Below are 24868 nucleotides of genomic sequence, written 5' to 3'. Positions count from 1 at the left end.
CGAAACTCTGACCCTTCCTCTGGGCGAATGAAACTCCGATTCGAGACCGAATAATCCAAACCCCCGCGACGGGGTTCGACGAAAGCTGGGCAACTGATGAACAAGCAGACCAAGGGTGCCATCGCCGCCGGTGCCGCCGCACTCCTTCTCGCCGGTGGAGCGGGCACCATGGCCGCGTGGAACGACTCGGAGACCATCGGCGGGGGCGCCGTCCAGTCCGGTACCCTCTCGCTTTCGGCGGGTGACGCGGCAGGTTGGAAGGACAGCGATGGCGACACCATCGAGAACATCTCCCAGTTCTTGGCGGTGCCCGGCGATGTCCTCACCTACAGCCAGAGCTTCACCATCGGCGCCCAGGGTGACAACCTGTCCGCGACGCTGACGGCCGACGCGAGCTCGATCGAGGGTGACGGTGCCCTCAAGGATGCATTGGTGCTGGAGACCAGCGCAAAGATCGGTGACGTGGATCTCGCGGGCGGTACCATCACCAGCGCCAACAACGGCGAGATCGTGGACGTCGAGGTGAAGATCACGTTCAACGATGTGACCGGCAACGTCGCTCAGGGCGAGTCCGTCGACTTGACTGACTTCAGCGTCACGCTGCAGCAGGACGCCTAGTAGTTTCCGCCCAACCATTTTCCGGTTGGGCACCCCCGGCGCGTCGGTCGCCGGCCCAATGAGGGCCGGCGACCGACGCGCCACAAGTCTCGACCCCGGCTGCCGCGCTCGAGGCCTGGCCGCACACGTGTATTAACCCCGGCGCACTGGCGCCGTTGCTGGATGTATCAGGAAAGGCATAGCAATGTCTCGTCAAGAGGTTTCGAGTTCAGCGTCGGGGTTCGGTGCCCGCGCGCGGTCGTTGATGTCGAGTAGCAAGCCGCGGGCAGTTGCGTCGTTGGGGATCGTGTTGGGCCTCGGTGCGATTGGGACGTTGGCGGCGTGGAGTGACACGGCGACGGCGACGTCGGGTGTGTTCTCGACCGGTTCGATCGATCTGGAGATCGCCGGTGAGCAGGGCAATCCGGACGCGTACGCGTTTACCGAGTTTTCGACGGCGGGGATGTACCCGGGTGATCGGGTGTCCGCGGCGTTGCCGGTGACGAACACCGGTTCGGTGCCCATCACGTACATGATATCGGCGGCGGCGTCCAATTCGGACATGGCTCCACACCTGAATACTCTGCTCGAGGACGGTGAGCCGAATAGTGACTCGGGAAATAGGTGCAGCGGCAACAGTCTCGGGCCGCAAGCGCGTCTGGTGAAGAACGGTTCGGTGGATTTGTTCGACGGGCCGAGGACGTTGGCGCCTGGCGAGAGTGAGAACGTGTGCTTCCAGATCAGGTTGGTGACGGACACGCCGACCAGCGTTGAGGGCAAGTCGGTAGACGTTTCGTTCAACTTCCACGCGACGACGGCCTGAGAATCATGAGTGCGCAAGCAAATCCGACTGGGTCGGGTCGTAAGTTTCCTGTTCGTGATATCGCCTTGAATGTGGGGGCGATCGCGGGCTTGATTTGTGTGTTGGCTGCGTCGGCGTCGTTCTTCTTCGGGATCAAGCCGTTGGTGTTCCGGTCGGGGTCGATGTCTCCGGATATCCCCACGGGTTCGTTGGCGTTGTCGCGGGCGGTGCCGGCGTCGGATCTTGCTGTTGGTGATGTGGTGAGTGTGCTCAATGAGCAGGGCACGCGGATCACGCACCGGGTTGAGGAGATCGTGTCGTCGAACGCGAACTCGTCGGTGTTGATCCTCAAGGGTGATGCGAACAAGGATGCGGATCTGTCTCCGTACACCGTGTCCGAGGCGGATCGGGTGTTCTTCAGTGTTCCGTCGCTGGGGTATGTGGTGGCGTGGTTGTCGTCGCCGGTGGCGATCTTCCTCGGTGGCGCCTTTGTGGGCAGTTTGATGGTGGTCGCGTTCCGTCCGGTCGCGCGTAAGGATGACGACGACCCGAGTGGTGAGGGTTCCGGGGGGGCGAAGTCCGCCGAGGCCGAGTCGACGTCGGAGTCTGAGTCGGTGGGGCACGGTGATGTTGATGATGCGCCGACGCAGCAGTTGGATATGCCAGTTGCACCGGTGACCAAGACCCGGACCCTGGCGACGCGTCTGGTACCGTCCCGTTCTTTGCCGGCGCGGCCTTTGATGGCGTTGGGTGCGGTGGGGTTGTCGGCTTTGGTGGCGACGACGTCGGGTACGGCTGCGGCGTTCACTGATACCGCGTCTGCGGCGAGTTCGTTCGGTGCGATCTCGAACTTCTACCCCACCCCTGTGGTCGAGGATACGAGCTGCAGGGACGTCGGTAACTTCTTCGACTGGGATGCCATAGTCTCCTGGGATAGCCTCGGGAAGACCCCCCTCGGAGACGACTACGAGTACGAGGTCCTTGTGCGGCGTTCCAGCAACAAGAACCACGTCTACTTGAGAAAGAACGTCGGCACCGACACGGAGATCAGGCTCGACATCAACGACACCGCCAGGCTGACGTATGTCGAGATACACACCGTGAACGGCCCGAACAAGTCGACGGGCTACCGTGGCCAGAAGGTCTATGCAGAGACGGTAACCCGCACTTACTGTGACGGCGGCGAGGTCTACAGCGCCAACCCCGACAGCGAGAACGTGCAGGGCCTGGCCGCCCCTCAGGGCCTGGCCACGAAGAGTCTGAGCATGGCTTCGGTTGATGAGGCGTCGGACAGGTTGGAGGACGAATCGACCACCGAGGCATCAACTACGACGACCGAGGCTCCCGAGACCACGACGGATGCTGCGGAGACCACGACCGAGGCTCCCGAGACGACGACGGATGCTGCGGAGACCACGACCGAGGCTCCCGAGACAACGACGGATGCTGCGGAGACCACGACCGAGGCTCCCGAGACAACGACGGATGCTGCGGAGACCACGACCGAGGCTCCCGAGACAACGACGGATGCTGCGGAGACCACGACCGAGACACCCGAGACAACGACCGAGACGCCGGAAACAACCGAGGTTGAGCCGGTGGAGGATTCGCCGACCAGTGGTGGTTCGGCGATTACGAATCTATCGGCATCGGGCGATTTTGCAGCAGAGGTGTCGTCGTCTGAGGTGGTGATCACCGATGCGGATGGCGTTGAGCTGTCGAGCATTTCGGTCGGGAAGAAGGCCATGGTGCAGTGGGAGAAGGATTCGGATGAGTTGTGGATCATCGATTCCGATGAGGTGCTCCTAGTCGGGAAGTCGGGCGGCTGGAAGGAGTCCGAGGTCGATCCGGAGTCAGATGAGATTCCGGACTACGTCGCGGAACTGTTCCGCTAGTCCTGTGGTGTCGGTGATGGGTCCGAAGTCTTCTGCCCCTGTTGGGGTCCGACGAAAGTTGACCAGGTGATGAACAATAAGTTGAAGGGCGCGGTTGCTGCGGGTGCGGCGACGGTGTTGTTGGCCGGGGGTGCGGGCACGATGGCCGCGTGGAACGCGGCCACGGAGGTCGGTGGTGGTGCGATCGGGGCGGGTGCTCTGGCTTTGTCGCAGCTCGATACGCCGGCGTGGGCGGATCAGAATGGTCCGATCGAGGTGACCGACTTCCGAGCGGTGCCCGGGGATGTGTTGACGTATCGGGCGAGTTTCCAGGTGACTGCGCAGGGCACGAATCTGCGGGCGAGTCTGGCGGTTGACGAGGCCACCATCGTGGGGGATGAGGCGTTCTCCGGGGTGGTCGAGCACAAGATCACCGCGACGTCGGGGGGTGCTCCGGTGCCGGTGGATGCGAGCGGGGTGGTGATCACTCCGTCGTTCGATGGTGCGGTGGTGGATGTGAAGGTGATCATCACGTTCGATCCGGCGACCGATGGTGAGGCGGCGCAGGCGGTGCAGGTCGACTTGTCCGAGTTCAATGTCACGTTGAGGCAGGTGTAGGGCTGATGTCGAACAAGACTCGGTGGGTGGCTGTTGGTGGTGCGGCGGTGGCTGGGGTGGCGTTGATGTCGTCGCAGCAGACTGGTGCGTTGTGGAGTCAGACCGAGACGCTCAGTCCCGGTTCGATTTCGTCGGGCACGTTGGATTTGGCGGTCGGTGGTGCGGGGGTGACCGATTACCCGTTCGAGGCGTTGGCGAAGGAGGGCCTGGGTGGGGGTCAGTATGCGCAGGCGCCGATTCCGATCATCAATTCTGGTGATGTGGTGATGAAGTACCGGTTGCAGGATGCGATGCAGTCGAATGCTGCGGTGCCGTTGGATTTGACGGTGTTCGTGGTGGATTCGCCTGAGGCGTGTCCTGCGGAGGGTGATCCGGTGGCGGCCACGGTGGTCTATGACGGGCCGTTGATTGGTGCGCAGGCGCCGGCGGCACCTCAGTGGCGGATGGTGGAGCCGGGGGCTAGTGAGGTGTTGTGTATGCGGGGCACGGTCGGTGAGGATGCGCAGCCGAATGAGAGCACTACGGCGTCGTTCGTGTTCGGGGCCGAATCCTGATGAACCACACGGTAGAAGGCGTCAAGCAAGACGTCGACGAACAGGACACCAGCGTGTGGGGCTGGATCAAGAGCATAGCCTCCTGGCTGTTGCTCTTGGTACTCATAGCCATTCTTGCGCTGACGATCGTTATTCCCCGAATCGCGGGGGCGACGCCCTATACCGTGCTCACCGGTTCAATGGTGCCCACTTACCCGCCGGGGGCTCTGATCGTGGTCAAGCCGGACGATCCGGCCGCGCTGAAGGCCGGCGATGCGATCACGTTCCAGAAGGAGTCGGGCAACCCTGAGGTAGTTACTCACCGAATCATCATGGTGCGCAAGAACTCGCAGGGCGAAACCACCTACGTAACCCAGGGCGACGCCAATCCTTCGCCTGATGCCAACCCTGTCGTTCCCGAGCAGGTCAGAGGAAAGGTGTGGTACAGCGTCCCGTATATGGGATACGTGAACAGTCTGATCACCGGTCAGCAGCGAACGCTGATGGTTACGGTCGTGGTCGTCGGGCTCCTGGGCTATGCGGGCTTCATGTTCGTCGGCGCCGGGCGGGACCGTTCACGATCTAAGGGTCGAGAGTCCGCCGACACCGGCACCTGAGGTGTAGGGCGTCGAGTCTTTTCGTCGGCTCGGCATCCGTCTTGAAAGAAAAGTGGACAAGCGACCAGTTTGTTGGTCGATGAGCGTGTGAACCTGGAACGTTCTTCCGTTCATCGTGATAGAAATTCATGACATCGCCACGGGCACGCCCGTTTTCGTGTACATCCGGGTTGCCGGCACCCCTGCAAAATGAATCAGGAAAGGCATAGCAACAATGTCTCGTCAAGAGGTTTCGAGTTCAGCGTCGGGGATCGGTGCCCGCGCGCGGTCGTTGATGTCGGGTAGCAAGCCGCGAGCGGTTGCGTCGCTGGGGATCGTGTTTGGTCTCGGCGCGATCGGGACGTTGGCGGCCTGGAGTGATACGGCGACGGCGACGTCGGGTGTGTTCTCGACCGGTTCGATCGATCTTCAGCTCGACGGTGAGCAGGGCAATCCGGACGCGTACGCGTTTGCCACACTGACGAAGGAAAACATGTCGCCGGGCGAGCGGGTGGCCGCCGAGTTGCCGGTGGAGAACACCGGAACGACGCCGTTCAACTACACGATGCTGGCCGCAGCGTCCTCGTCGGACTTGGCTCCGCACATGGTGTTCAAGGTGACGAATGGTACGTCGGATGGCGAGTTGTGCAGCGGCGATCGTCTCGGGCCGGATACGTGGCTGGTGGAGGGCGACTCGGTGGATCCGTTCGACGGGCCGAGGACGCTGGCACCGGGACAGAGCGAGAACTTGTGCATCCAGATGAGGTTGCATCCGGACGCACCGAACTCTGCCCAGAACAAGTCGGTGCAGGTTTCATTCAACTTTAACGCGACGACGGCTTGAACATCATGAGTGCGCAAGGAAATCCGACTGGGTCGGGTCGTAAGCTTCCTGTTCGTGATATCGCCTTGAATGTGGGGGCGATCGCGGGCTTGATTTGTGTGTTGGCTGCGTCGGCGTCGTTCTTCTTCGGGATCAAGCCGTTGGTGTTCCGGTCGGGGTCGATGTCTCCGGATATCCCCACGGGTTCGTTGGCGTTGTCGCGGGCGGTGCCGGCGTCGGATCTGGCGGTCGGTGATGTGGTGAGTGTGCTCAATGAGCAGGGCACTCGGATCACGCACCGGGTTGAGGAGATCGTGTCGTCGAACGCGAGTTCTTCGGTGTTGATCCTCAAGGGTGATGCGAACAAGGATGCGGATCTGTCTCCGTACACGGTGTCCGAGGCGGATCGGGTGTTCTTCAGTGTTCCCTCGCTGGGGTATGTGGTGGCGTGGTTGTCGTCGCCGGTGGCGATCTTCCTCGGTGGCGCCTTTGTGGGCAGTTTGATGGTGGTCGCGTTCCGTCCTGCCGCGCGTAAGGATGACGACGGTCCGAGTGGTGACGGATCCGGGGGCGAGAAGCCTGGCGAGCCAAAGGCAGATGCAGAGACAGAGGCAGAGGAGGAGTCGGTGGTACGCGGTGATGTGGACGAGGCGCCGACGCAGCAGTTCGAGATGCCGGTGGCACCGGTGACCAAGACCCGGACTCTGGCGATGCGCCTCCGCCCTGCGCGGATTCGTCGGTCCCGTGTGTTGCCGGCGAGGCCTCTGATGGCGTTGGGTGCGGTTGGTGTGGCGGCTTTGGTTGGGGCGACGTCGGGTACGGCTGCGGCGTTTACCGATACCGGGTCTGCGGCGAGCACGTTCACGGCGATCTCGAACTTCTACCCCACCCCGGTGGTCTCGGGTATGAAGTGCCAAACAGACGGTTGGACGGGCTTCAGGAGCGTGAAGCTGTCGTGGGACCGCCTCGGGGAGACACCGTTGGGGGAGGAGTACACCTACAAGGTGATCGCGCGCCGTGACAGTGGCGGCAGGACTCAGACCATCAAGTCCAACACGTCGAATACGAATACCGGGTGGTTCGACATTGAGGACACTGCCCGGCGGTACACCGTCGAGGTGCATACCATCAATGGCCCGAACACGTCGACCGGTTACCGCGGCTGGGGTGTTCAGGCCCATACGATTGCGGATGCCTCCTGTAAGGGCGGCGAGAAGTACAAGGCCAACCCGAGCAGTGAGAATGTTCAGTCGGCTACCCAGGGCTTGTCGTCGAAGAGTATGAGTGTGGCGTCGGCAGACTTGGCCGCGGATGAGCCGACGACGGAGGCCCCGGATACGACGGAGGCTCCGGATGATTCGGTGGACACCGGCAGTGGTGGGGGTTCGTCGTCTGCTGGTGGTGGTTCGGCGATTGTGAATATGTCGGCGTCGGGGAACTTTGTGGCGGCGGTGACGTCGTCGCAGTTGGTGATCACGGGCGAGTCGGGTTCGGTGGTGGCGGACTTCGCGGTCGGTGAGGACGCTGCGGTGCAGTGGGCGGCCGATTCGGATGAGTTGTGGGTCGTCGATTCCGGTGAGTTGTTCCTGGTCGGGGCGTCGAGCGGTTGGGATAAGTCTGCGGTGGATCCGGAGTCCGTTGAGCTGCCGGTGTTCATCGCGGACCTGGTCCAGAAGTGACCGGCTTTGCTGTGGTGCCGGTGATGGGACCGAATTCTTCTGCCCCTGTTGGGGTCCGACGAAAGTTGACCAGGTGATGAACAACAAGTTGAAGGGCGCGGTTGCTGCGGGTGCGGCGACGGTGTTGTTGGCCGGGGGTGCGGGCACGATGGCCGCGTGGAACGCGGCCACGGGTGTCGGTGGTGGTGCGATCGGGGCGGGTGCTCTGGCTTTGTCGCAGCTCGATACGCCGGCGTGGGCGGATCAGAATGGTCCGATCGAGGTGACCGACTTCCGAGCGGTGCCCGGGGATGTGTTGACGTATCGGGCGAGTTTCCAGGTGACTGCGCAGGGCACGAATCTGCGGGCGAGTCTGGCGGTTGACGAGGCCACCATCGTGGGGGATGAGGCGTTCTCCGGGGTGGTCGAGCACAAGATCACCGCGACGTCGGGGGGTGCTCCGGTGCCGGTGGATGCGAGCGGGGTGGTGATCACTCCGTCGTTCGATGGTGCGGTGGTGGATGTGAAGGTGATCATCACGTTCGATCCGGCGACCGATGGTGAGGCGGCGCAGGCGGTGCAGGTCGACTTGTCCGAGTTCAATGTCACGTTGAGGCAGGTGTAGGGCTGATGTCGAACAAGACTCGGTGGGTGGCTGTTGGTGGTGCGGCGGTGGCTGGGGTGGCGTTGATGTCGTCGCAGCAGACTGGTGCGTTGTGGAGTCAGACCGAGACGCTCAGTCCCGGTTCGATTTCGTCGGGCACGTTGGATTTGGCGGTCGGTGGTGCGGGGGTGACCGATTACCCGTTCGAGGCGTTGGCGAAGGAGGGCCTGGGTGGGGGTCAGTATGCGCAGGCGCCGATTCCGATCATCAATTCTGGTGATGTGGTGATGAAGTACCGGTTGCAGGATGCGATGCAGTCGAATGCTGCGGTGCCGTTGGATTTGACGGTGTTCGTGGTGGATTCGCCTGAGGCGTGTCCTGCGGAGGGTGATCCGGTGGCGGCCACGGTGGTCTATGACGGGCCGTTGATTGGTGCGCAGGCGCCGGCGGCACCTCAGTGGCGGATGGTGGAGCCGGGGGCTAGTGAGGTGTTGTGTATGCGGGGCACGGTCGGTGAGGATGCGCAGCCGAATGAGAGCACTACGGCGTCGTTCGTGTTCGGGGCCGAATCCTGATGAACCACACGGTCTGACACGACACCACTGTGTAGACGCTGATGCCTGACATGTAGGCACAGCAGACCACGCGGGCATTTAGAGGCGCCGCCGGGACACCCACCCCGGCGGCGCCTTCTATGTCCGGTACTCAGGGTCGTTGTCAATCAGACGACCCCGATAGTGAAAAATGGACAAACGACCAGTTTTTTCGAGGATGAGCGCCTGAACGCCTGTCGTTTCTGCGTTCAGCGTGATAGAACTTGTTCACATTGTCACTGCCGCACCCATTTTCGTAGATTCGTGGGTTGCCGGTGCCCCTGCAAGATGGATCAGGAAAGGCATAGCAACAAATGTCTCGTGAAGAGATTTCGAGTTCAGCGCCGGGGTTCGGTGCCCGTGCGCGGTCGTTGATGTCGAGTGGCAAGCCGCGAGCGTTTGCTTCACTGGGGATCGTGTTGGGTCTCGGTGCGATCGGGACGTTGGCGGCCTGGAGTGATTCGGCGACGGCGACGTCGGGTGTGTTCTCGACTGGTTCGATCGATCTGGAGGTCGCTGGTGAGCAGGGCAATCCGGATGCGTACGCGTTTGCCGCATTTTCCACGGCGGGGATGTACCCGGGTGATCGGGTGTCCGCGGCGTTGCCGGTGACGAACACGGGTTCGGTGCCGTTCACCTTCACGATAGAGGCGGTGTCCTCCAATTCGGACATGGCTCCATACATGAATACTCTGCTCGAGGACGGTGAGCCGAACAGTGACTCGGGCAACAGGTGCAGTGGCAATCGTATTGGGTCGGAAACGCGTCTGGTGAAAAACGGTTCGGTGGAGTTACTCGACGAGCCAATAACGGTGGCGCCGGGGGAGACTCAGAACGTGTGCTTCCAGACCAGGTTGGTCACGGACACGCCGCCCAGCGTTGAGGGTGAGTCGCTGGATGTTTCGTTCAACTTCCACGCGACGACGGCTTGAACATCATGAGTGCGCAAGGAAATCCGACTGGGTCGGATCAAAATCTACCAACCGGCGAGCCGTTGCCGACTTCGATGGGGGAGAACGACTTCGATGAGAAACCGACGCAGCAATTCAAATTGGGGGTCATGACTGTGACCAAGACCCGAACTCTCGCGTCGCGCCTTCTGCCGGCGCGGCCTTTGATGGCGTTGGGTGCGGTGGGGTTGTCGGCTTTGGTGGCGACGACGTCGGGTACGGCTGCGGCGTTCACTGATACCGCGTCTGCGGCGAGTTCGTTCGGTGCGATTTCGAACTTCTACCCGACTCCGGTCGTCAAGGATACGAGCTGCAAGACCGTGGGCGGTTGGCTGGCTGACGATGCGAAGGTCTCTTGGGACAGCCTGGGGAAGACACCGATGGGGGACGACTACACCTATGAGGTCGTTGTACGCCGGGACAGCAACGGAAACGTCAAGACAAGAAAGAATGTTGGCACAAAGACGTCGTACACCGCCGACATCAATGACACCGGCAGGGACTACACGGTGGAGATACACACCGTCAACGGCCCGAACAAGTCGACGGGATGGCGTGGGCAGAGGGTCCAAGCCAAGACCGTCACTATCACGAAGTGCGATGGCGGCGAGAGGTATGTCGCGAACCCGCCAGGGGAGAATGTTCAGACGGTTACTCAGGACTTTTCTTCGAAGAGTATGAGTATGGCGTCTGCCGGTCTGGCGGCGGATGAGCCGGTTGACGAGCAGATCGATGAGCCGACGACGGAGGCCCCGGATACGACTGAGGCTACTGATGATTCGGTGGACACCGGCAGTGGTGGGGGTTCGTCGTCTGCTGGTGGTGGTTCGGCGATTGTGAATATGTCGGCGTCGGGGAACTTTGTGGCGGCGGTGACGTCGTCGCAGTTGGTGATCACGGGCGAGTCGGGTTCGGTGGTGGCGGACTTCGCGGTCGGTGAGGACGCTGCGGTGCAGTGGGCGGCCGATTCGGATGAGTTGTGGGTCGTCGATTCCGGTGAGTTGTTCCTGGTCGGGGCGTCGAGCGGTTGGGATAAGTCTGCGGTGGATCCGGAGTCCGTTGAGCTGCCGGTGTTCATCGCGGACCTGGTCCAGAAGTGACCGGCTTTGCTGTGGTGCCGGTGATGGGACCGAATTCTTCTGCCCCTGTTGGGGTCCGACGAAAGTTGACCAGGTGATGAACAACAAGTTGAAGGGCGCGGTTGCTGCGGGTGCGGCGACGGTGTTGTTGGCCGGGGGTGCGGGCACGATGGCCGCGTGGAACGCGGCCACGGGTGTCGGTGGTGGTGCGATCGGGGCGGGTGCTCTGGCTTTGTCGCAGCTCGATACGCCGGCGTGGGCGGATCAGAATGGTCCGATCGAGGTGACCGACTTCCGAGCGGTGCCCGGGGATGTGTTGACGTATCGGGCGAGTTTCCAGGTGACTGCGCAGGGCACGAATCTGCGGGCGAGTCTGGCGGTTGACGAGGCCACCATCGTGGGGGATGAGGCGTTCTCCGGGGTGGTCGAGCACAAGATCACCGCGACGTCGGGGGGTGCTCCGGTGCCGGTGGATGCGAGCGGGGTGGTGATCACTCCGTCGTTCGATGGTGCGGTGGTGGATGTGAAGGTGATCATCACGTTCGATCCGGCGACCGATGGTGAGGCGGCGCAGGCGGTGCAGGTCGACTTGTCCGAGTTCAATGTCACGTTGAGGCAGGTGTAGGGCTGATGTCGAACAAGACTCGGTGGGTGGCTGTTGGTGGTGCGGCGGTGGCTGGGGTGGCGTTGATGTCGTCGCAGCAGACTGGTGCGTTGTGGAGTCAGACCGAGACGCTCAGTCCCGGTTCGATTTCGTCGGGCACGTTGGATTTGGCGGTCGGTGGTGCGGGGGTGACCGATTACCCGTTCGAGGCGTTGGCGAAGGAGGGCCTGGGTGGGGGTCAGTATGCGCAGGCGCCGATTCCGATCATCAATTCTGGTGATGTGGTGATGAAGTACCGGTTGCAGGATGCGATGCAGTCGAATGCTGCGGTGCCGTTGGATTTGACGGTGTTCGTGGTGGATTCGCCTGAGGCGTGTCCTGCGGAGGGTGATCCGGTGGCGGCCACGGTGGTCTATGACGGGCCGTTGATTGGTGCGCAGGCGCCGGCGGCACCTCAGTGGCGGATGGTGGAGCCGGGGGCTAGTGAGGTGTTGTGTATGCGGGGCACGGTCGGTGAGGATGCGCAGCCGAATGAGAGCACTACGGCGTCGTTCGTGTTCGGGGCCGAATCCTGATGAACCACACGGTCTGACACGACACCACTGTGTAGACGCTGATGCCTGACATGTAGGCACAGCAGACCACGCGGGCATTTAGAGGCGCCGCCGGGACACCCACCCCGGCGGCGCCTTCTATGTCCGGTACTCAGGGTCGTTGTCAATCAGACGACCCCGATAGTGAAAAATGGACAAACGACCAGTTTTTTCGAGGATGAGCGCCTGAACGCCTGTCGTTTCTGCGTTCAGCGTGATAGAACTTGTTCACATTGTCACTGCCGCACCCATTTTCGTAGATTCGTGGGTTGCCGGTGCCCCTGCAAGATGGATCAGGAAAGGCATAGCAACAAATGTCTCGTGAAGAGATTTCGAGTTCAGCGCCGGGGTTCGGTGCCCGTGCGCGGTCGTTGATGTCGAGTGGCAAGCCGCGAGCGTTTGCTTCACTGGGGATCGTGTTGGGTCTCGGTGCGATCGGGACGTTGGCGGCCTGGAGTGATTCGGCGACGGCGACGTCGGGTGTGTTCTCGACTGGTTCGATCGATCTGGAGGTCGCTGGTGAGCAGGGCAATCCGGATGCGTACGCGTTTGCCGCATTTTCCACGGCGGGGATGTACCCGGGTGATCGGGTGTCCGCGGCGTTGCCGGTGACGAACACGGGTTCGGTGCCGTTCACCTTCACGATAGAGGCGGTGTCCTCCAATTCGGACATGGCTCCATACATGAATACTCTGCTCGAGGACGGTGAGCCGAACAGTGACTCGGGCAACAGGTGCAGTGGCAATCGTATTGGGTCGGAAACGCGTCTGGTGAAAAACGGTTCGGTGGAGTTACTCGACGAGCCAATAACGGTGGCGCCGGGGGAGACTCAGAACGTGTGCTTCCAGACCAGGTTGGTCACGGACACGCCGCCCAGCGTTGAGGGTGAGTCGCTGGATGTTTCGTTCAACTTCCACGCGACGACGGCTTGAACATCATGAGTGCGCAAGGAAATCCGACTGGGTCGGATCAAAATCTACCAACCGGCGAGCCGTTGCCGACTTCGATGGGGGAGAACGACTTCGATGAGAAACCGACGCAGCAATTCAAATTGGGGGTCATGACTGTGACCAAGACCCGAACTCTCGCGTCGCGCCTTCTGCCGGCGCGGCCTTTGATGGCGTTGGGTGCGGTGGGGTTGTCGGCTTTGGTGGCGACGACGTCGGGTACGGCTGCGGCGTTCACTGATACCGCGTCTGCGGCGAGTTCGTTCGGTGCGATTTCGAACTTCTACCCGACTCCGGTCGTCAAGGATACGAGCTGCAAGACCGTGGGCGGTTGGCTGGCTGACGATGCGAAGGTCTCTTGGGACAGCCTGGGGAAGACACCGATGGGGGACGACTACACCTATGAGGTCGTTGTACGCCGGGACAGCAACGGAAACGTCAAGACAAGAAAGAATGTTGGCACAAAGACGTCGTACACCGCCGACATCAATGACACCGGCAGGGACTACACGGTGGAGATACACACCGTCAACGGCCCGAACAAGTCGACGGGATGGCGTGGGCAGAGGGTCCAAGCCAAGACCGTCACTATCACGAAGTGCGATGGCGGCGAGAGGTATGTCGCGAACCCGCCAGGGGAGAATGTTCAGACGGTTACTCAGGACTTTTCTTCGAAGAGTATGAGTATGGCGTCTGCCGGTCTGGCGGCGGATGAGCCGGTTGACGAGCAGATCGATGAGCCGACGACGGAGGCCCCGGATACGACTGAGGCTACTGATGATTCGGTGGACACCGGCAGTGGTGGGGGTTCGTCGTCTGCTGGTGGTGGTTCGGCGATTGTGAATATGTCGGCGTCGGGGAACTTTGTGGCGGCGGTGACGTCGTCGCAGTTGGTGATCACGGGCGAGTCGGGTTCGGTGGTGGCGGACTTCGCGGTCGGTGAGGACGCTGCGGTGCAGTGGGCGGCCGATTCGGATGAGTTGTGGGTCGTCGATTCCGGTGAGTTGTTCCTGGTCGGGGCGTCGAGCGGTTGGGATAAGTCTGCGGTGGATCCGGAGTCCGTTGAGCTGCCGGTGTTCATCGCGGACCTGGTCCAGAAGTGACCGGCTTTGCTGTGGTGCCGGTGATGGGACCGAATTCTTCTGCCCCTGTTGGGGTCCGACGAAAGTTGACCAGGTGATGAACAACAAGTTGAAGGGCGCGGTTGCTGCGGGTGCGGCGACGGTGTTGTTGGCCGGGGGTGCGGGCACGATGGCCGCGTGGAACGCGGCCACGGGTGTCGGTGGTGGTGCGATCGGGGCGGGTGCTCTGGCTTTGTCGCAGCTCGATACGCCGGCGTGGGCGGATCAGAATGGTCCGATCGAGGTGACCGACTTCCGAGCGGTGCCCGGGGATGTGTTGACGTATCGGGCGAGTTTCCAGGTGACTGCGCAGGGCACGAATCTGCGGGCGAGTCTGGCGGTTGACGAGGCCACCATCGTGGGGGATGAGGCGTTCTCCGGGGTGGTCGAGCACAAGATCACCGCGACGTCGGGGGGTGCTCCGGTGCCGGTGGATGCGAGCGGGGTGGTGATCACTCCGTCGTTCGATGGTGCGGTGGTGGATGTGAAGGTGATCATCACGTTCGATCCGGCGACCGATGGTGAGGCGGCGCAGGCGGTGCAGGTCGACTTGTCCGAGTTCAATGTCACGTTGAGGCAGGTGTAGGGCTGATGTCGAACAAGACTCGGTGGGTGGCTGTTGGTGGTGCGGCGGTGGCTGGGGTGGCGTTGATGTCGTCGCAGCAGACTGGTGCGTTGTGGAGTCAGACCGAGACGCTCAGTCCCGGTTCGATTTCGTCGGGCACGTTGGATTTGGCGGTCGGTGGTGCGGGGGTGACCGATTACCCGTTCGAGGCGTTGGCGAAGGAGGGCCTGGGTGGGGGTCAGTATGCGCAGGCGCCGATTCCGATCATCAATTCTGGTGATGTGGTGATGAAGTACCGGTTGCAGGATGCGATGCAGTCGAATGCTGCGGTGCCGTTGGATTTGACGGTGTTCGTGGTGGATTCGCCTGAGGCGTGTCCTGCGGAGGGTGATCCGGTGGCGGCCACGGTGGTCTATGACGGGCCGTTGATTGGTGCGCAGGCGCCGGCGGCACCTCAGTGGCGGATGGTGGAGCCGGGGGCTAGTGAGGTGTTGTGTATGCGGGGCACGGTCGGTGAGGATGCGCAGCCGAATGAGAGCACTACGGCGTCGTTCGTGTTCGGGGCCGAATCCTGATGAACCACACGGTCTGACACGACACCACTGTGTAGACGCTGATGCCTGACATGTAGGCACAGCAGACCACGCGGGCATTTAGAGGCGCCGCCGGGACACCCACCCCGGCGGCGCCTCTTGCTATCTCGTCCAGGCCCCTTGCTATCTCGTCCAGGGAGCTCGAGGAACCAGAGGCCGACAAGAGCGGATAAGGCACCTCGTAATCGGCTGTGTGCCAGCGATTGTCGGCATGGGGTACCCCAGGGTAGGGATTGCACGAAAAAGCCCCTCACCGTAGCGGTGAGGGGCTTTTTCGGTGGGTGTCAGGTGATCAGTTGGCTACGAAGAACCGAAGTTGCTCGAGCCGCCGCCGTCGCCGCCGCCGTTTCCGTCGCCGTCGGTGACGGAAACTTCCTGCGCCTCGCTCACGGAACCGTTGAAGCCGTCTGTCCCGCTGTAGATCGCGGTGATCTCATAGTCGCCGGCGTCGGTGAAGGTGTACTGCAGGGTTGCTTCGCCGTTGACCAGTGCGACTGCATCGCCGATGTCGTTGCCGTCCGCCTGGAACTGGACCGTGCCACCGACTGCGTCGCCCTGCGGTCCCTTCACAACGGCCGAGAGGTTGACGGCCTCATCGATCTTTGCAGCGCCCGGGACTGTCACAGTAGTGGTCGTCTCGAGGGCGCCGTCAACCTCGAAGTCGAGGGAGAAGTTCGGCTCGACGGACCCATTCTGGGAACCGTTGTCTGCCTCGCTGGGCATGCCGACAACCAGGCTCACCTTGGCGGTCTGGCCGGGGTCGACCCGGATCGCGTTGAGCTCGGTGCCCGGCACGGCTTCTTCCAGGGTGGTGAGGTCCACGCGGGGACCGGACGCGTCGTTGATCTCCACCCGGACGTAGGCCTGCATCCCGCGGGAAATCGTCCAGTTACCGAGGTAGACCTGGAGAATCCCACCCCGCTCGGTGTTGTTCCTCGCATAGAAGGTGGAGCTGAGCTCCTCGCCGGGGACGAGTTGGCCCTCGATGGCTGGAATCTGCTCCAGGCCACCCCAGGTCGTGTTGTCTGCGGAGTATTCGAGGTCGTTCACTTCGGCGTGGGCTGCTGCGGGCGCCACCAGCGCTCCGAACATTGCCAGGAACAGGGCAAGAATCGCGCCGCCGAAGGCAGTGGTCAGCCGTTTGAGGCTGCCTGATGCGCTGATGGTTGTCGTCATGACGACGCAGCATATCCAGAACTGGACCAAGCGTCCAGTTTTTGAGGAATTTGGGCTCATTCGAGGGCATTCGGCCCTGAATTGATTTGTCTGTCAGACAAACCCGGGTCCGGCGGCGCTACGAACCGAAGATATTGCCCAGGCTTCCGAGAGATCCGAAGGAACCTGTACCGAAGATACTCGGGGCGGTGACGGTGACCGTACGGTCCTGGCCGGTGGAGCGTTCGAAGCCGGCCGCACCGCTGTATACCGCAGTGATCTCGTGCTCGCCCTCGGTGGTGAAGGTGTGAGGTAGCGTCGCACGACCCTCCACCAGTTGGACCGGATCGCCGATATCGGCGCCGTTGTCCTTGAATTGGACTGTGCCGCCGACGGCGTCGCTCTCCGCACTCGTCACTTCGGCCGAGAGGCTCACGGACTGATCGGTAGTCGCGTGAGTCGGGCCGCCGAGTGTGGTGGTCGTCGGGGTGGCATCGGTGTCGGGCACCAAGTCGATACGGAAGTCCGGGTCGACGGACTGGTCTGGCAACAACATGTCGGCGTCGATGGGCATGCCGACCACGAGGACCATCTTGACGCTTTGGCCGGCTCCTAGGAAGGCAGACGCCAACTCGGTCCCCGGCGCGGTTGCATTGTCGACGAGGTCTACGTTGTCGCCGAAATCGTCTCCGATCTGGGCCCGTACATATGCCTTTACGTCCGGCGAAGTCTTGTTCCAGTCGCCCAGATATACGTTGGCAAAGCCTCCCTGGTCGGACTGGTTCTCGAGCTTCCAGGTCTGCGTGATCTCCTGGCCGGGGGCGAGGTCGCCCTCGAAGGCGGGAACAGATGACGTGTCGCCGGGAGGCGCGTCTTCCGCGGTTATGAGCAGGTCGTTGGAGTCGGCGTGGGCGGCCTGTGCGCCGAACACTGCCAGGGACATGGCAAGAACAGCGGCACCCATGGCAGCGGTAAGTCGCTCGCGGCTGATCGGTGAGCCGACTCTAGACATCATGGCGGTGCAGCGTAGTCAGAACTGGCACGAGTGTCCAGTTCTTCTTGGAGCTTGCAAGGTGTCTGCGATCGCGGACGTTGCAGTGTGGCCCGTGCGATGGTTTCGCACGGGCCACACTGTGTCAGTGGTTCCTTAGAACCGTCAGCTATTTAGAACCGTCAGCTATTTCAGGAACCGAAGATGTTCCCAATGCTGCCGCTGCTGCCATTTCCGCCGTCACCAGGGTCGGCGCCTCCGACATTCACGATTTCCTGGTCCGTGGACGCGTTCACGTTGCCTGCGCCGGAGTACTCGGCGGTGATGCTGTGCTCCCCATTGCGCTCGGGAGTCCACTGGATGGTTGCGATACCGTTCGGGCCGACTGGCCTGTCGCCGAGAACGGAGTCACCCACCTTGAAAGTGACGGTGCCACCGGCATCACTGGGGTTTACCTGCGCCGTGATGGTCTGCTCGACACCGACTGTGGGGGCGCCGTCAATGGTGAGGGCCGTTGTCGAGTCGACGTTGCCGGCAGGCGCCTCAGCCACATTGACGATGGCGGAGGTGGTCGACCCGGTGACACCCGCGCGTCCGGAGAACGTTGCGGTGACGGAGTGGTCGCCTGAGGTGGAAGGCACCCACGTGTACGTGGCAGCACCGTTGTCATCGACGGGTACGTTGCCCAGCGTCGTGCCGCCGTCCTTGAACTCGACCGTGCCGCCGGGGCCGGTCGGCGAGACCGTTGCTCGCAGGACGGTGGATTGGCCTACCTGCGCACCGACTACGGGAGCAAGGCCGGTCGTCGACACGATATCGGTCTGCGAGACGCTGACGTTCTTCACGGGCGATTGTGAGCCCTCAGCCTTCGAGGTTGCCAAGAATCTCGCGGACAAGCTGTGGTTGCCGGTGGTGGAGGCCGTCCAGTTGATTGTCGCCACGAGATCACTGCCCAGCTGAGCGGCCCCGATCTTGGCGTTGCCGTCGTAGAATTCCACGCTGTCGCCCTGGGCACCGCCGGTCACGGTCGCTGCCAGCAGCGTCGACTCTCCAAGCTGCATATCGGTCGGCGCGGCGAGATCGGTACTGGTGGAGTTCATTCGGACGTTGATGTGCGGGCCCTTGTCCTTGAATATCTGATCGCGGTGGATCAGCGAGCCCTCGTACTTGACCCCCGTCGTGAGGAGCGTATTGCGGTCACAGTCCGCGCCGACCCGGTACGAGAATTCGAACGTGCGAGACTTCGTACCGATGAGCGGCTGCACAACCCAGCTACCCTCGACCTTTGCCCAATCATCACCCCAGCTTTCGAGTTTCTGAGACTTTCCGTCCACCTTCGCCGACTCGACAGTCAGGCATGGCGGGTGGTAGTCCCAGACCCGATAGATGTACTCGAGCGCAGCGCTCCGCTCGAGCTTCGTCTTCGAGGTGATGATGTCGCCTTCGCTGGGGTTTACATCGCTGATCGTTCGGGTGAACTTGGTGTTGGAATTGGTCCAGGTGATCGTTTCGGAAGCCGCGCTCGCGGTTCCGGCACCGACCGTCACCGCGAGTCCCGCAGTCACCGCCACCGCACTGATGCCGCCGATCACACGGCGAATGTTCTTGTCAAACACACAGATTCCTCTCGAGTGCGAAGTTAGACAAGCGTCCAATTGGCTTGTTTCGCTTAGAGATTAGCGCACTTGTGGTATAGAGAGGTGAAAATTGGCCATGCGACTTTCGCGTCGGCCAGTAATGCGACACGCGGATGCTTGTCGCATTACTGGTAAGACCGCGTCGGTCGTGTTGCGGCCATAGCAGTGTGGCCCGTGCGATGGTTTCGCACGGGCCACACTGTGTCAGCGGTTTCTAAGAACCGTCAGCTATCTCAGGAACCGAAGGTGTTTCCCGAGCTGCCTCCGCCGTCGTTTCCGCCGTCACCGTCGCCGCCGCCGTCGCCATCGCCGTCGCCGCCACCGGGGACGCCTCCGACGATCACGGACTGCTGGTCGACGGACGCGTTCACGTTGCCCGCACCGGAGTACTCGGCAGTGATGCTGCGCTGGCCGTCACGAGAGGGTGTCCACGTGGCGGTGGCCACACCGTTGGCATCGACCGACGAGGTTCCGATGACGATGTCGCCTTCCTTGAAGGTGACGGTGCCGCCGGCGTCCCCGGGGGTCACTCGGGCGATGATGGTCTGCGCCACACCGACTGTCGGGTCATCGTCGATGGTGAGGACCGTTGTCGAGTCGACGTTGTCGACCGGTGCCGCCGCCACGTTCACGTTGGCGGAGGTGGTCGATCCCAGCACGCCCGCGCGCCCGGAGAACGACGCGGTGATGTTGTGGTCGCCCGCGATGGAGGGCACCCACGTGTAGGTGGCGACGCCATTGTCGTCGACCGGGACGTTGGCCAACGTCGCGCCGCCGTCCTTGAACTCGACCGTGCCGCCGGCACCGCCGGGCGTGACCGTTGCCCTCAGGGTGGTGGGCTGACCGACCTGTGCGCCGGTGACCGGTGCGAGGATGGTCGACGACTCGGTGTCGGTCTGCGTGACGCTCACGTTCGTCGCCTGCGAATGCGAGCCCTCGGCCTTCGAGGTGGCGAGGAACTGCGCGGACAAGCTGTGGTTGCCGGTGGTGGAGGGCGTCCAGTTGAAGGTCGCCACGCCGTCGCTGTTGAGCGGGACGGTCGCGATCTTGGCACCGCCGTCGTAGAACTCGACATCGTTGCCCTGGGCGCCACCGGTCACGGTTGCGTTCAGCAACACCGACTGTCCGACCTGGGCACTCGTCGGCGCGTCCAGAGTGGTGGTGGTCTGGTTCATCCGGACGTTGATGCTGGGGCCCTTGGTCTTGTACGAGCCACCGCCGAGGGAGCTGTCGTAGCTCAGGCCCGTCTGCAGCCCGACATTGCGGTCACAGTCCGCGCCGACCCGGTACGTGAACTCGAACTTCTGCGACCGTGGGTTGAGGATCGGCTGGATCGGCCACTTGGTGAGGTTGCCGTCGACCCTGGCCCAATCATCACCCTTGCCGGCAATGCTGTAGCTCTTGCCGTTGACCTTGGCCGACTCGACCGTCAGGCACGACGGGTGCCAGTCCTTGACCTCGTAGATGTACTCCGCCACACCACCGAATTCCTTGTAGAACTTGGTCTCCACGGTGATGGTCTCGCCCTCGCGGGGATCGACATTGCTGATCGTCCGGGTGAACTTGGTGTTGCCGTCGTTCCAGATCTTCGAGCCGGAAGCCGCAGTCGCGGTGCCGGCACCGACCGTCACCGCGAACCCCGCGGCCACCGCAACGGCACTGAGGCCGCCGACCACGCGGCGAATGTTCCTGTCAAGCATGCAGATTCCTCTCGAGTGCGAATTCATACAGCTGTCCAACTTGCTGGATCGGCGTAGACAATAGCGCATTTCGGACAAATCAGTTGAATTTTGGCCCGTCAACTATCCGCGTCGGGCTGAAACCCCCTGCAAAGATGCCTGTCGCGTTCCTGGTAAGACCGCGCGAGTCGTGTTGCGGCCATAGCAGTGTGGCCCGTGCGATGGTTTCGCACGGGCCACACTGTGTCATCGGTTTCTCAGAACCGTCAGCTACCTCAGGAACCGAACATGTTTCCCGTGCTGCCAGCGGGGCCGCCGCCACTCGGGACGGGAGCGACGACCACGTCCTGCCGGCCGACGGACGCGTTCACGTTGCCCGCGCCGGAGTATTCGGCCGTGATCTCGCGCTGGCCATCATTCTCGGGCACCCAGGTGACGGTGCCCACACCGTTGGCGTCGACCGACGAGGTTCCGATGACGTCGTTACCGTCCTTGAAAGTGACGGTGCCACCAGCGTTCCCGGGGGTCACCTGAGCGGTGATGGTCTGCGCCACATCGACTGTCGGGTTGGCACCGATGGTGAGGACCGTTGTCGAGTTGATGTTGCCGACCGGTGCCTCCGCCACGGTCACGCTGGCCGAGGTCGTCGATCCGGCGACACCCGGACGTCCGGAGAACGACGCGGTGATGTTGTGGTTGCCCGACGCGGAGGGCACCCATGTGTAGGTGGCTACACCGCCGGCTTCGACCGGGACGTTGGCCAGCGTCGTACCGCCGTCCCTGAACTCGACTGTGCCGCCGGCACCGGCGGGCGCGACCGTCGCCCTCAGGGTGCTGGGCTGACCGACCTGCGCGCCGGTGACCGGGGCGAGGATGGTCGACGACCCGACGTCAGTCGCCGTGACGTTCACGTTCGTCGCCCGCGACTGGGAGCCCTCCGCCTTCGAGGTGGCCAGGTACTTCGCGGACATGCTGTGGTTGCCGGTCGTGGAGGGTGTCCAGTTGTAGGTCGCCACACGCTCACTGTTGAGCGGGGCCTCCCCGATCTTGGCATTGCCGTCGTAGAACTCGACGTTGTCGCCCTGGGCGCCACCATCCACGGTGGCGTTCAGCAACACCGACTGCCCGACCTGCGTGTTCGACGGTGCGTCGAGCGTGGTCGTGGTCCGGTTCAGCCGGACCTCGATGTTGGGGCCCCTGGTCTTGTACGAGCCGCCGCCGAGGGAGCTGTCGTAGCTCAAGCCCGTCTCGAGCACTTCATCGCGGTCACAGTCCGCGCCGACCCGGTACGTGAACTCGAACTTCTGCGACCGTGGGTCGAGGATCGGCTGGATCGGCCACTTGGTGAGGTTGCCCTCGACCTTGGCCCAGTTGTCACCCCAGCTGTCGATGCTGTAGCTGCTCCCGTTCACCTTCGCGGACTCGACCGTCAGGCACGCCGGGTGCCAGTCGGTGACCTCGTAGATGTACTCCGCAATACCACCGAATTCCTTGTAGAACTTGGTCTCTACGGTGATGGTGTCGCCCTCGCGGGGGTCGACGTCGCTGATCGTGCGGGTGAACTTGGTGTTGCCGTCGTTCCAGGTGATCGAGTCGGAAGCCGCGCTCGCGGTGCCGGCACCGGCCGTTACCGCGAACCCCGCGGCCACGGCTACGGCACCGACGCCGCCGACCACACGGCGAATGTTCCTGTCAAGCATGCAGATTCCTCTCGGATACAAATTAGGACAGCTGTCCAACTTGCTTGGATTGGCGTAGACAATAGCGCACTTCTGTGGGCAGAAGTACAAGTTGACCGGGTGACCACGCATCAGATCGGCCGCCCGTTCAACGCGGGCGGCCGGTCCGGTGCTACTTCACGTCGGGATCCGATTCACCTCAGGACCCGAAGACGTTGTCGGCCGATCCCGAGTCGGGACCGGGACCGGTGCCGTCGTCGGTGACAGTGACGGTGACGGGCTGGGCGGTCGAGCCGCGGAAGCCCTCCGTTCCGCCGTAGACCGCGGAGACGTTGCGATCGCCGGCCACTGCGAAGGCGTGCGACAGTGTCGCCCTTCCGTCAACCACGTCTACCGGGGCTCCGATCGGGGTTGCGCCGTCGAAGAACTGGACGGTGCCGCCAGCAGGGCTCGGGGAAACCGTCGCGATCAGATCGACCGCAGCGCCCTTCTCTGCGGACTCAGGTGCAGTCAGCTCCGTCGTGGTCGCGACGTCCTCCGGGTCCGGTGCAGACACCGTGACCGTGTGGATGACGGAGGTCGATCCGACAAAGCCGGGGGCACCGGAGTAGACGGCCGCGATCTGGTGCGGGCCGACGGTGTCGAAGGTGTGGGGGAGGGTTGCGGTGCCATCCGGATTCACGGCGACTGCGGGGCCGAGATCAATTCCGCCGTCCTTGAATTGGACGGTGCCGCCGGCCGGGTTCGGTGTGATCTGGGCGATGAAGGCGACTTCGTCGCCGGTCAGCGCAGTGGTCGGACCGGTCAGCGCCGTCGTGGTGAATTCGGAGATTGCGACGGTGTGGTTAGCCGAGGTCGATCCGATGAAGGCAGGGGTGCCGGTGAAGACGGCCGTGATCTCGCGCGTGCCAGCGGTGTCGAAGGTGTGGGCGAGGGTCGCGATGCCATCCGGGTCGACCGAGATGGCGGGGCCGAGATCGATTCCGCCGTCCTTGAATTGGACGGTGCCGTCGGCCGGGTTCGGTGTGACCTGGGCGGTGAAGACCAGTTCGTCACCGGCCTTCGCTGTGGTCGGACCGGTCAGTGTGGTGGTGGTGACCTCTGGTACCGACACCTCAACGGTGTGAGCGGCCGAGGTCGATTCGGTGAAGGTGGGGGTGCCGGAGTAGACGGCGACGATCTCGTGGGGGCCAGCGGTGTCGAAGGTGTGGGCGAGGGTCGCGACGCCATCCGGGTTGACCGAGATGGCGGGGCCGAGATCGATTCCGCCGTCCTTGAATTGGACGGTGCCGTCGGCCGGGTTCGGTGTGACCTGGGCGGTGAAGACCAGTTCGTTGCCGGTCAGCGCGGTGGTCGGACCGGTCAGAGTAGTGGCTGTGCCCTCGGAAACTGCGACGGTGTGGTTGGCGGAGGTCGATCCGAGGACACCGGGGATGCCGGAGTAGACGGCGACGATCTCGTGGGGGCCAGCGGTGTCGAAGGTGTGGGCGAGGGTCGCGGTTCCGTCCGGGTTGACGGAGATGGCGGGGCCGAGATCGATTCCGCCGTCCCTGAATTGGACGGTGCCGTCGGCCGGGCTCGGCGTGACCTGGGCGGTGAAGACCACCTCGTTGCCGGTCAGCGCGGTCGTCGGACCGGTCAGCGTCGTGGCCGTGACCTCGGGGCCGGCGACCGTTACGGTCTGCGTAGCCGACTGCGAGCCTTTAGCTCTCGAGGTTTCCGAGAATTGTGCAGACAGGGTGTGCGCACCATCGGTCTCCGGAGTCCACTCGATTGTCGCCGCACCGTCGTCATTCAAACGACCGTCGCCGATCTTGGTGTCTCCGTCGTAGAAGCCGACCTTGTCGCCCTCGTGGCCACCGGTCACGTTGGCGCTCAGGGTAACCGGCGCGCCGACCACAGCGCCAGGCACCGGCCCGAGCGTCGTGGACGTGTTGTTCATCTTGACTGTGATGTTGGGGCCCTTGGTCTTGTACGAGCCGCCGCCGAGGGAACTGTCGTAGCTCAGGCCCGTCTTCAGCCCGACATTGCGGTCGCAGTCCGCGCCGACCTTGTACTTGAATTCGTAGGTCTGGGACCGTGGGTTGAGGATCGGCTGGATCGGCCACTTGGTGAGGTTGCCGTCGACCCTGGCCCAATCATCACCCTTGCCGGCAATGCTGTAGCTCTTGCCGTTGACCTTGGCCGACTGGACCGTCAGGCACGACGGGTGCCAGTCCTTGACCTCGTAGATGTATTCCGCCACACCACCGAATTCTTTGTAGAACTTCGTCTTCACGGTGATGGTGTCGCCCTCGCGGGGATCGACGTTGCTGATCGTTCGGGTGAACTTGGTGTTACCGTCGTTCCAGGTCTTTTTGCCCTCCGCCGCACTCGCGGCGCCGGCACCGACCGTCACCGCCAATCCAGCGGCCATCGCGACCGCACTCACTCCGCCGACCACGCGGCGGATGTTCCTTGCAAACATGCAGACCCCTCCACGGCGGCCGGAAGGCATCAGCAAGATGCCCGGCCGTCGAGATTTTCTCGTATCCAGTGCTGACAATTCGGTGCAGTAGACCACATGACGTGGAAATG

24 protein-coding genes and 1 pseudogene are annotated in these 24868 nt (G+C 62.9%); 19 read left to right on the top strand and 6 right to left on the bottom strand.

What is annotated here, in order from left to right:
- Positions 1–96 precede the first annotated feature (96 nt).
- From BFN03_RS09790 to BFN03_RS09705, 19 genes and pseudogenes are all read left to right on the top strand, one after another.
- Entirely contained in the window at positions 97–618 is a 522-nt protein-coding gene (locus tag BFN03_RS09790; RefSeq protein WP_070378851.1) for an alternate-type signal peptide domain-containing protein, read from the top strand.
- 184 nt (positions 619–802) lie between these two features.
- A pseudogene (locus BFN03_RS20945) lies at positions 803–943 on the top strand (SipW-dependent-type signal peptide-containing protein); the annotation flags it as partial.
- A gap of 216 nt (positions 944–1159) precedes the next feature.
- Positions 1160–1420: a hypothetical protein gene (locus tag BFN03_RS20810; RefSeq protein WP_232320579.1), complete on the top strand. Its 261-nt coding sequence runs from the start codon at positions 1160–1162 to the stop codon at positions 1418–1420.
- 5 nt (positions 1421–1425) lie between these two features.
- Positions 1426–3294 (top strand): signal peptidase I, encoded by a 1869-nt coding sequence (locus BFN03_RS20615; RefSeq protein ID WP_198163448.1) that lies wholly within the window; start codon positions 1426–1428, stop codon positions 3292–3294.
- 69 nt (positions 3295–3363) lie between these two features.
- Complete coding sequence (locus BFN03_RS09775) at positions 3364–3891, top strand: alternate-type signal peptide domain-containing protein (protein ID WP_070378848.1); 528 nt, start codon at positions 3364–3366, stop codon at positions 3889–3891.
- Positions 3892–3896: 5 nt separating this feature from the next.
- On the top strand, positions 3897–4445 hold the full coding sequence (locus BFN03_RS09770; RefSeq protein WP_070378841.1) for a hypothetical protein: 549 nt from the start codon (positions 3897–3899) through the stop codon (positions 4443–4445).
- On the top strand, positions 4445–5041 hold the full coding sequence (locus BFN03_RS09765; protein WP_070378847.1) for a signal peptidase I: 597 nt from the start codon (positions 4445–4447) through the stop codon (positions 5039–5041). Before BFN03_RS09770 ends, BFN03_RS09765 begins: the two co-directional genes overlap by 1 nt.
- A gap of 214 nt (positions 5042–5255) precedes the next feature.
- Entirely contained in the window at positions 5256–5864 is a 609-nt protein-coding gene (locus BFN03_RS09760; protein WP_084385570.1) for a SipW-dependent-type signal peptide-containing protein, read from the top strand.
- Positions 5865–5869: 5 nt separating this feature from the next.
- Positions 5870–7522 (top strand): signal peptidase I, encoded by a 1653-nt coding sequence (locus tag BFN03_RS20425; protein WP_157109590.1) that lies wholly within the window; start codon positions 5870–5872, stop codon positions 7520–7522.
- 76 nt (positions 7523–7598) lie between these two features.
- Positions 7599–8126: an alternate-type signal peptide domain-containing protein gene (locus BFN03_RS09750; protein WP_070378842.1), complete on the top strand. Its 528-nt coding sequence runs from the start codon at positions 7599–7601 to the stop codon at positions 8124–8126.
- 5 nt (positions 8127–8131) lie between these two features.
- Positions 8132–8680, top strand: coding sequence for a hypothetical protein (locus BFN03_RS09745; protein ID WP_070378841.1), 549 nt, complete (start codon positions 8132–8134; stop codon positions 8678–8680).
- A gap of 332 nt (positions 8681–9012) precedes the next feature.
- The gene (locus BFN03_RS09740) at positions 9013–9630 is read left to right on the top strand and encodes a SipW-dependent-type signal peptide-containing protein (protein WP_070378844.1); all 618 of its coding nucleotides are present in this window, start codon (positions 9013–9015) and stop codon (positions 9628–9630) included.
- Positions 9631–9758: 128 nt separating this feature from the next.
- Complete coding sequence (locus BFN03_RS20610) at positions 9759–10748, top strand: hypothetical protein (RefSeq protein WP_198163446.1); 990 nt, start codon at positions 9759–9761, stop codon at positions 10746–10748.
- A gap of 76 nt (positions 10749–10824) precedes the next feature.
- Positions 10825–11352 carry an alternate-type signal peptide domain-containing protein gene (locus BFN03_RS09730; protein WP_070378842.1) on the top strand — a complete coding sequence of 176 codons (528 nt, stop codon included), beginning with the start codon at positions 10825–10827 and terminating at the stop codon, positions 11350–11352.
- Positions 11353–11357: 5 nt separating this feature from the next.
- Entirely contained in the window at positions 11358–11906 is a 549-nt protein-coding gene (locus BFN03_RS09725) for a hypothetical protein (RefSeq protein ID WP_070378841.1), read from the top strand.
- Between the two features lie 332 nt (positions 11907–12238).
- On the top strand, positions 12239–12856 hold the full coding sequence (locus BFN03_RS09720; protein ID WP_070378844.1) for a SipW-dependent-type signal peptide-containing protein: 618 nt from the start codon (positions 12239–12241) through the stop codon (positions 12854–12856).
- A 128-nt stretch (positions 12857–12984) separates the two neighbouring features.
- Complete coding sequence (locus BFN03_RS20605; protein WP_198163446.1) at positions 12985–13974, top strand: hypothetical protein; 990 nt, start codon at positions 12985–12987, stop codon at positions 13972–13974.
- Between the two features lie 76 nt (positions 13975–14050).
- Positions 14051–14578: an alternate-type signal peptide domain-containing protein gene (locus tag BFN03_RS09710; protein WP_070378842.1), complete on the top strand. Its 528-nt coding sequence runs from the start codon at positions 14051–14053 to the stop codon at positions 14576–14578.
- A gap of 5 nt (positions 14579–14583) precedes the next feature.
- Positions 14584–15132: a hypothetical protein gene (locus BFN03_RS09705; RefSeq protein WP_070378841.1), complete on the top strand. Its 549-nt coding sequence runs from the start codon at positions 14584–14586 to the stop codon at positions 15130–15132.
- A 318-nt stretch (positions 15133–15450) separates the two neighbouring features.
- Here the strand turns inward: BFN03_RS09705 and BFN03_RS09700 are convergent, their stop codons facing one another.
- The 6 genes from BFN03_RS09700 to BFN03_RS09675 all read right to left on the bottom strand — a co-directional run bounded on the left by BFN03_RS09700 (position 15451) and on the right by BFN03_RS09675 (position 24758).
- Entirely contained in the window at positions 15451–16326 is an 876-nt protein-coding gene (locus tag BFN03_RS09700) for an Ig-like domain-containing protein (protein WP_070378840.1), read from the bottom strand.
- A 118-nt stretch (positions 16327–16444) separates the two neighbouring features.
- Positions 16445–17320: an Ig-like domain-containing protein gene (locus tag BFN03_RS09695; RefSeq protein ID WP_084385567.1), complete on the bottom strand. Its 876-nt coding sequence runs from the start codon at positions 17318–17320 to the stop codon at positions 16445–16447.
- Positions 17321–17487: 167 nt separating this feature from the next.
- A complete protein-coding gene (locus BFN03_RS09690) occupies positions 17488–18912 on the bottom strand; it encodes an Ig-like domain-containing protein (RefSeq protein ID WP_070378838.1) in 1425 nt (474 codons plus the stop codon).
- A 254-nt stretch (positions 18913–19166) separates the two neighbouring features.
- On the bottom strand, positions 19167–20633 hold the full coding sequence (locus BFN03_RS09685; RefSeq protein ID WP_070378837.1) for an Ig-like domain-containing protein: 1467 nt from the start codon (positions 20631–20633) through the stop codon (positions 19167–19169).
- Between the two features lie 254 nt (positions 20634–20887).
- A complete protein-coding gene (locus BFN03_RS09680) occupies positions 20888–22312 on the bottom strand; it encodes an Ig-like domain-containing protein (protein ID WP_070378836.1) in 1425 nt (474 codons plus the stop codon).
- A 178-nt stretch (positions 22313–22490) separates the two neighbouring features.
- Positions 22491–24758, bottom strand: coding sequence for an Ig-like domain-containing protein (locus tag BFN03_RS09675; protein WP_198163442.1), 2268 nt, complete (start codon positions 24756–24758; stop codon positions 22491–22493).
- Between the last annotated feature and the right edge of the window lie 110 nt (positions 24759–24868).

Origin of the sequence: Rhodococcus sp. WMMA185 (assembly GCF_001767395.1) — a bacterium.
Classification (GTDB): Bacteria; Actinomycetota; Actinomycetes; order Mycobacteriales; family Mycobacteriaceae; genus Rhodococcus_F.
This window is presented reverse-complemented; position numbering and strand designations above follow the sequence as displayed.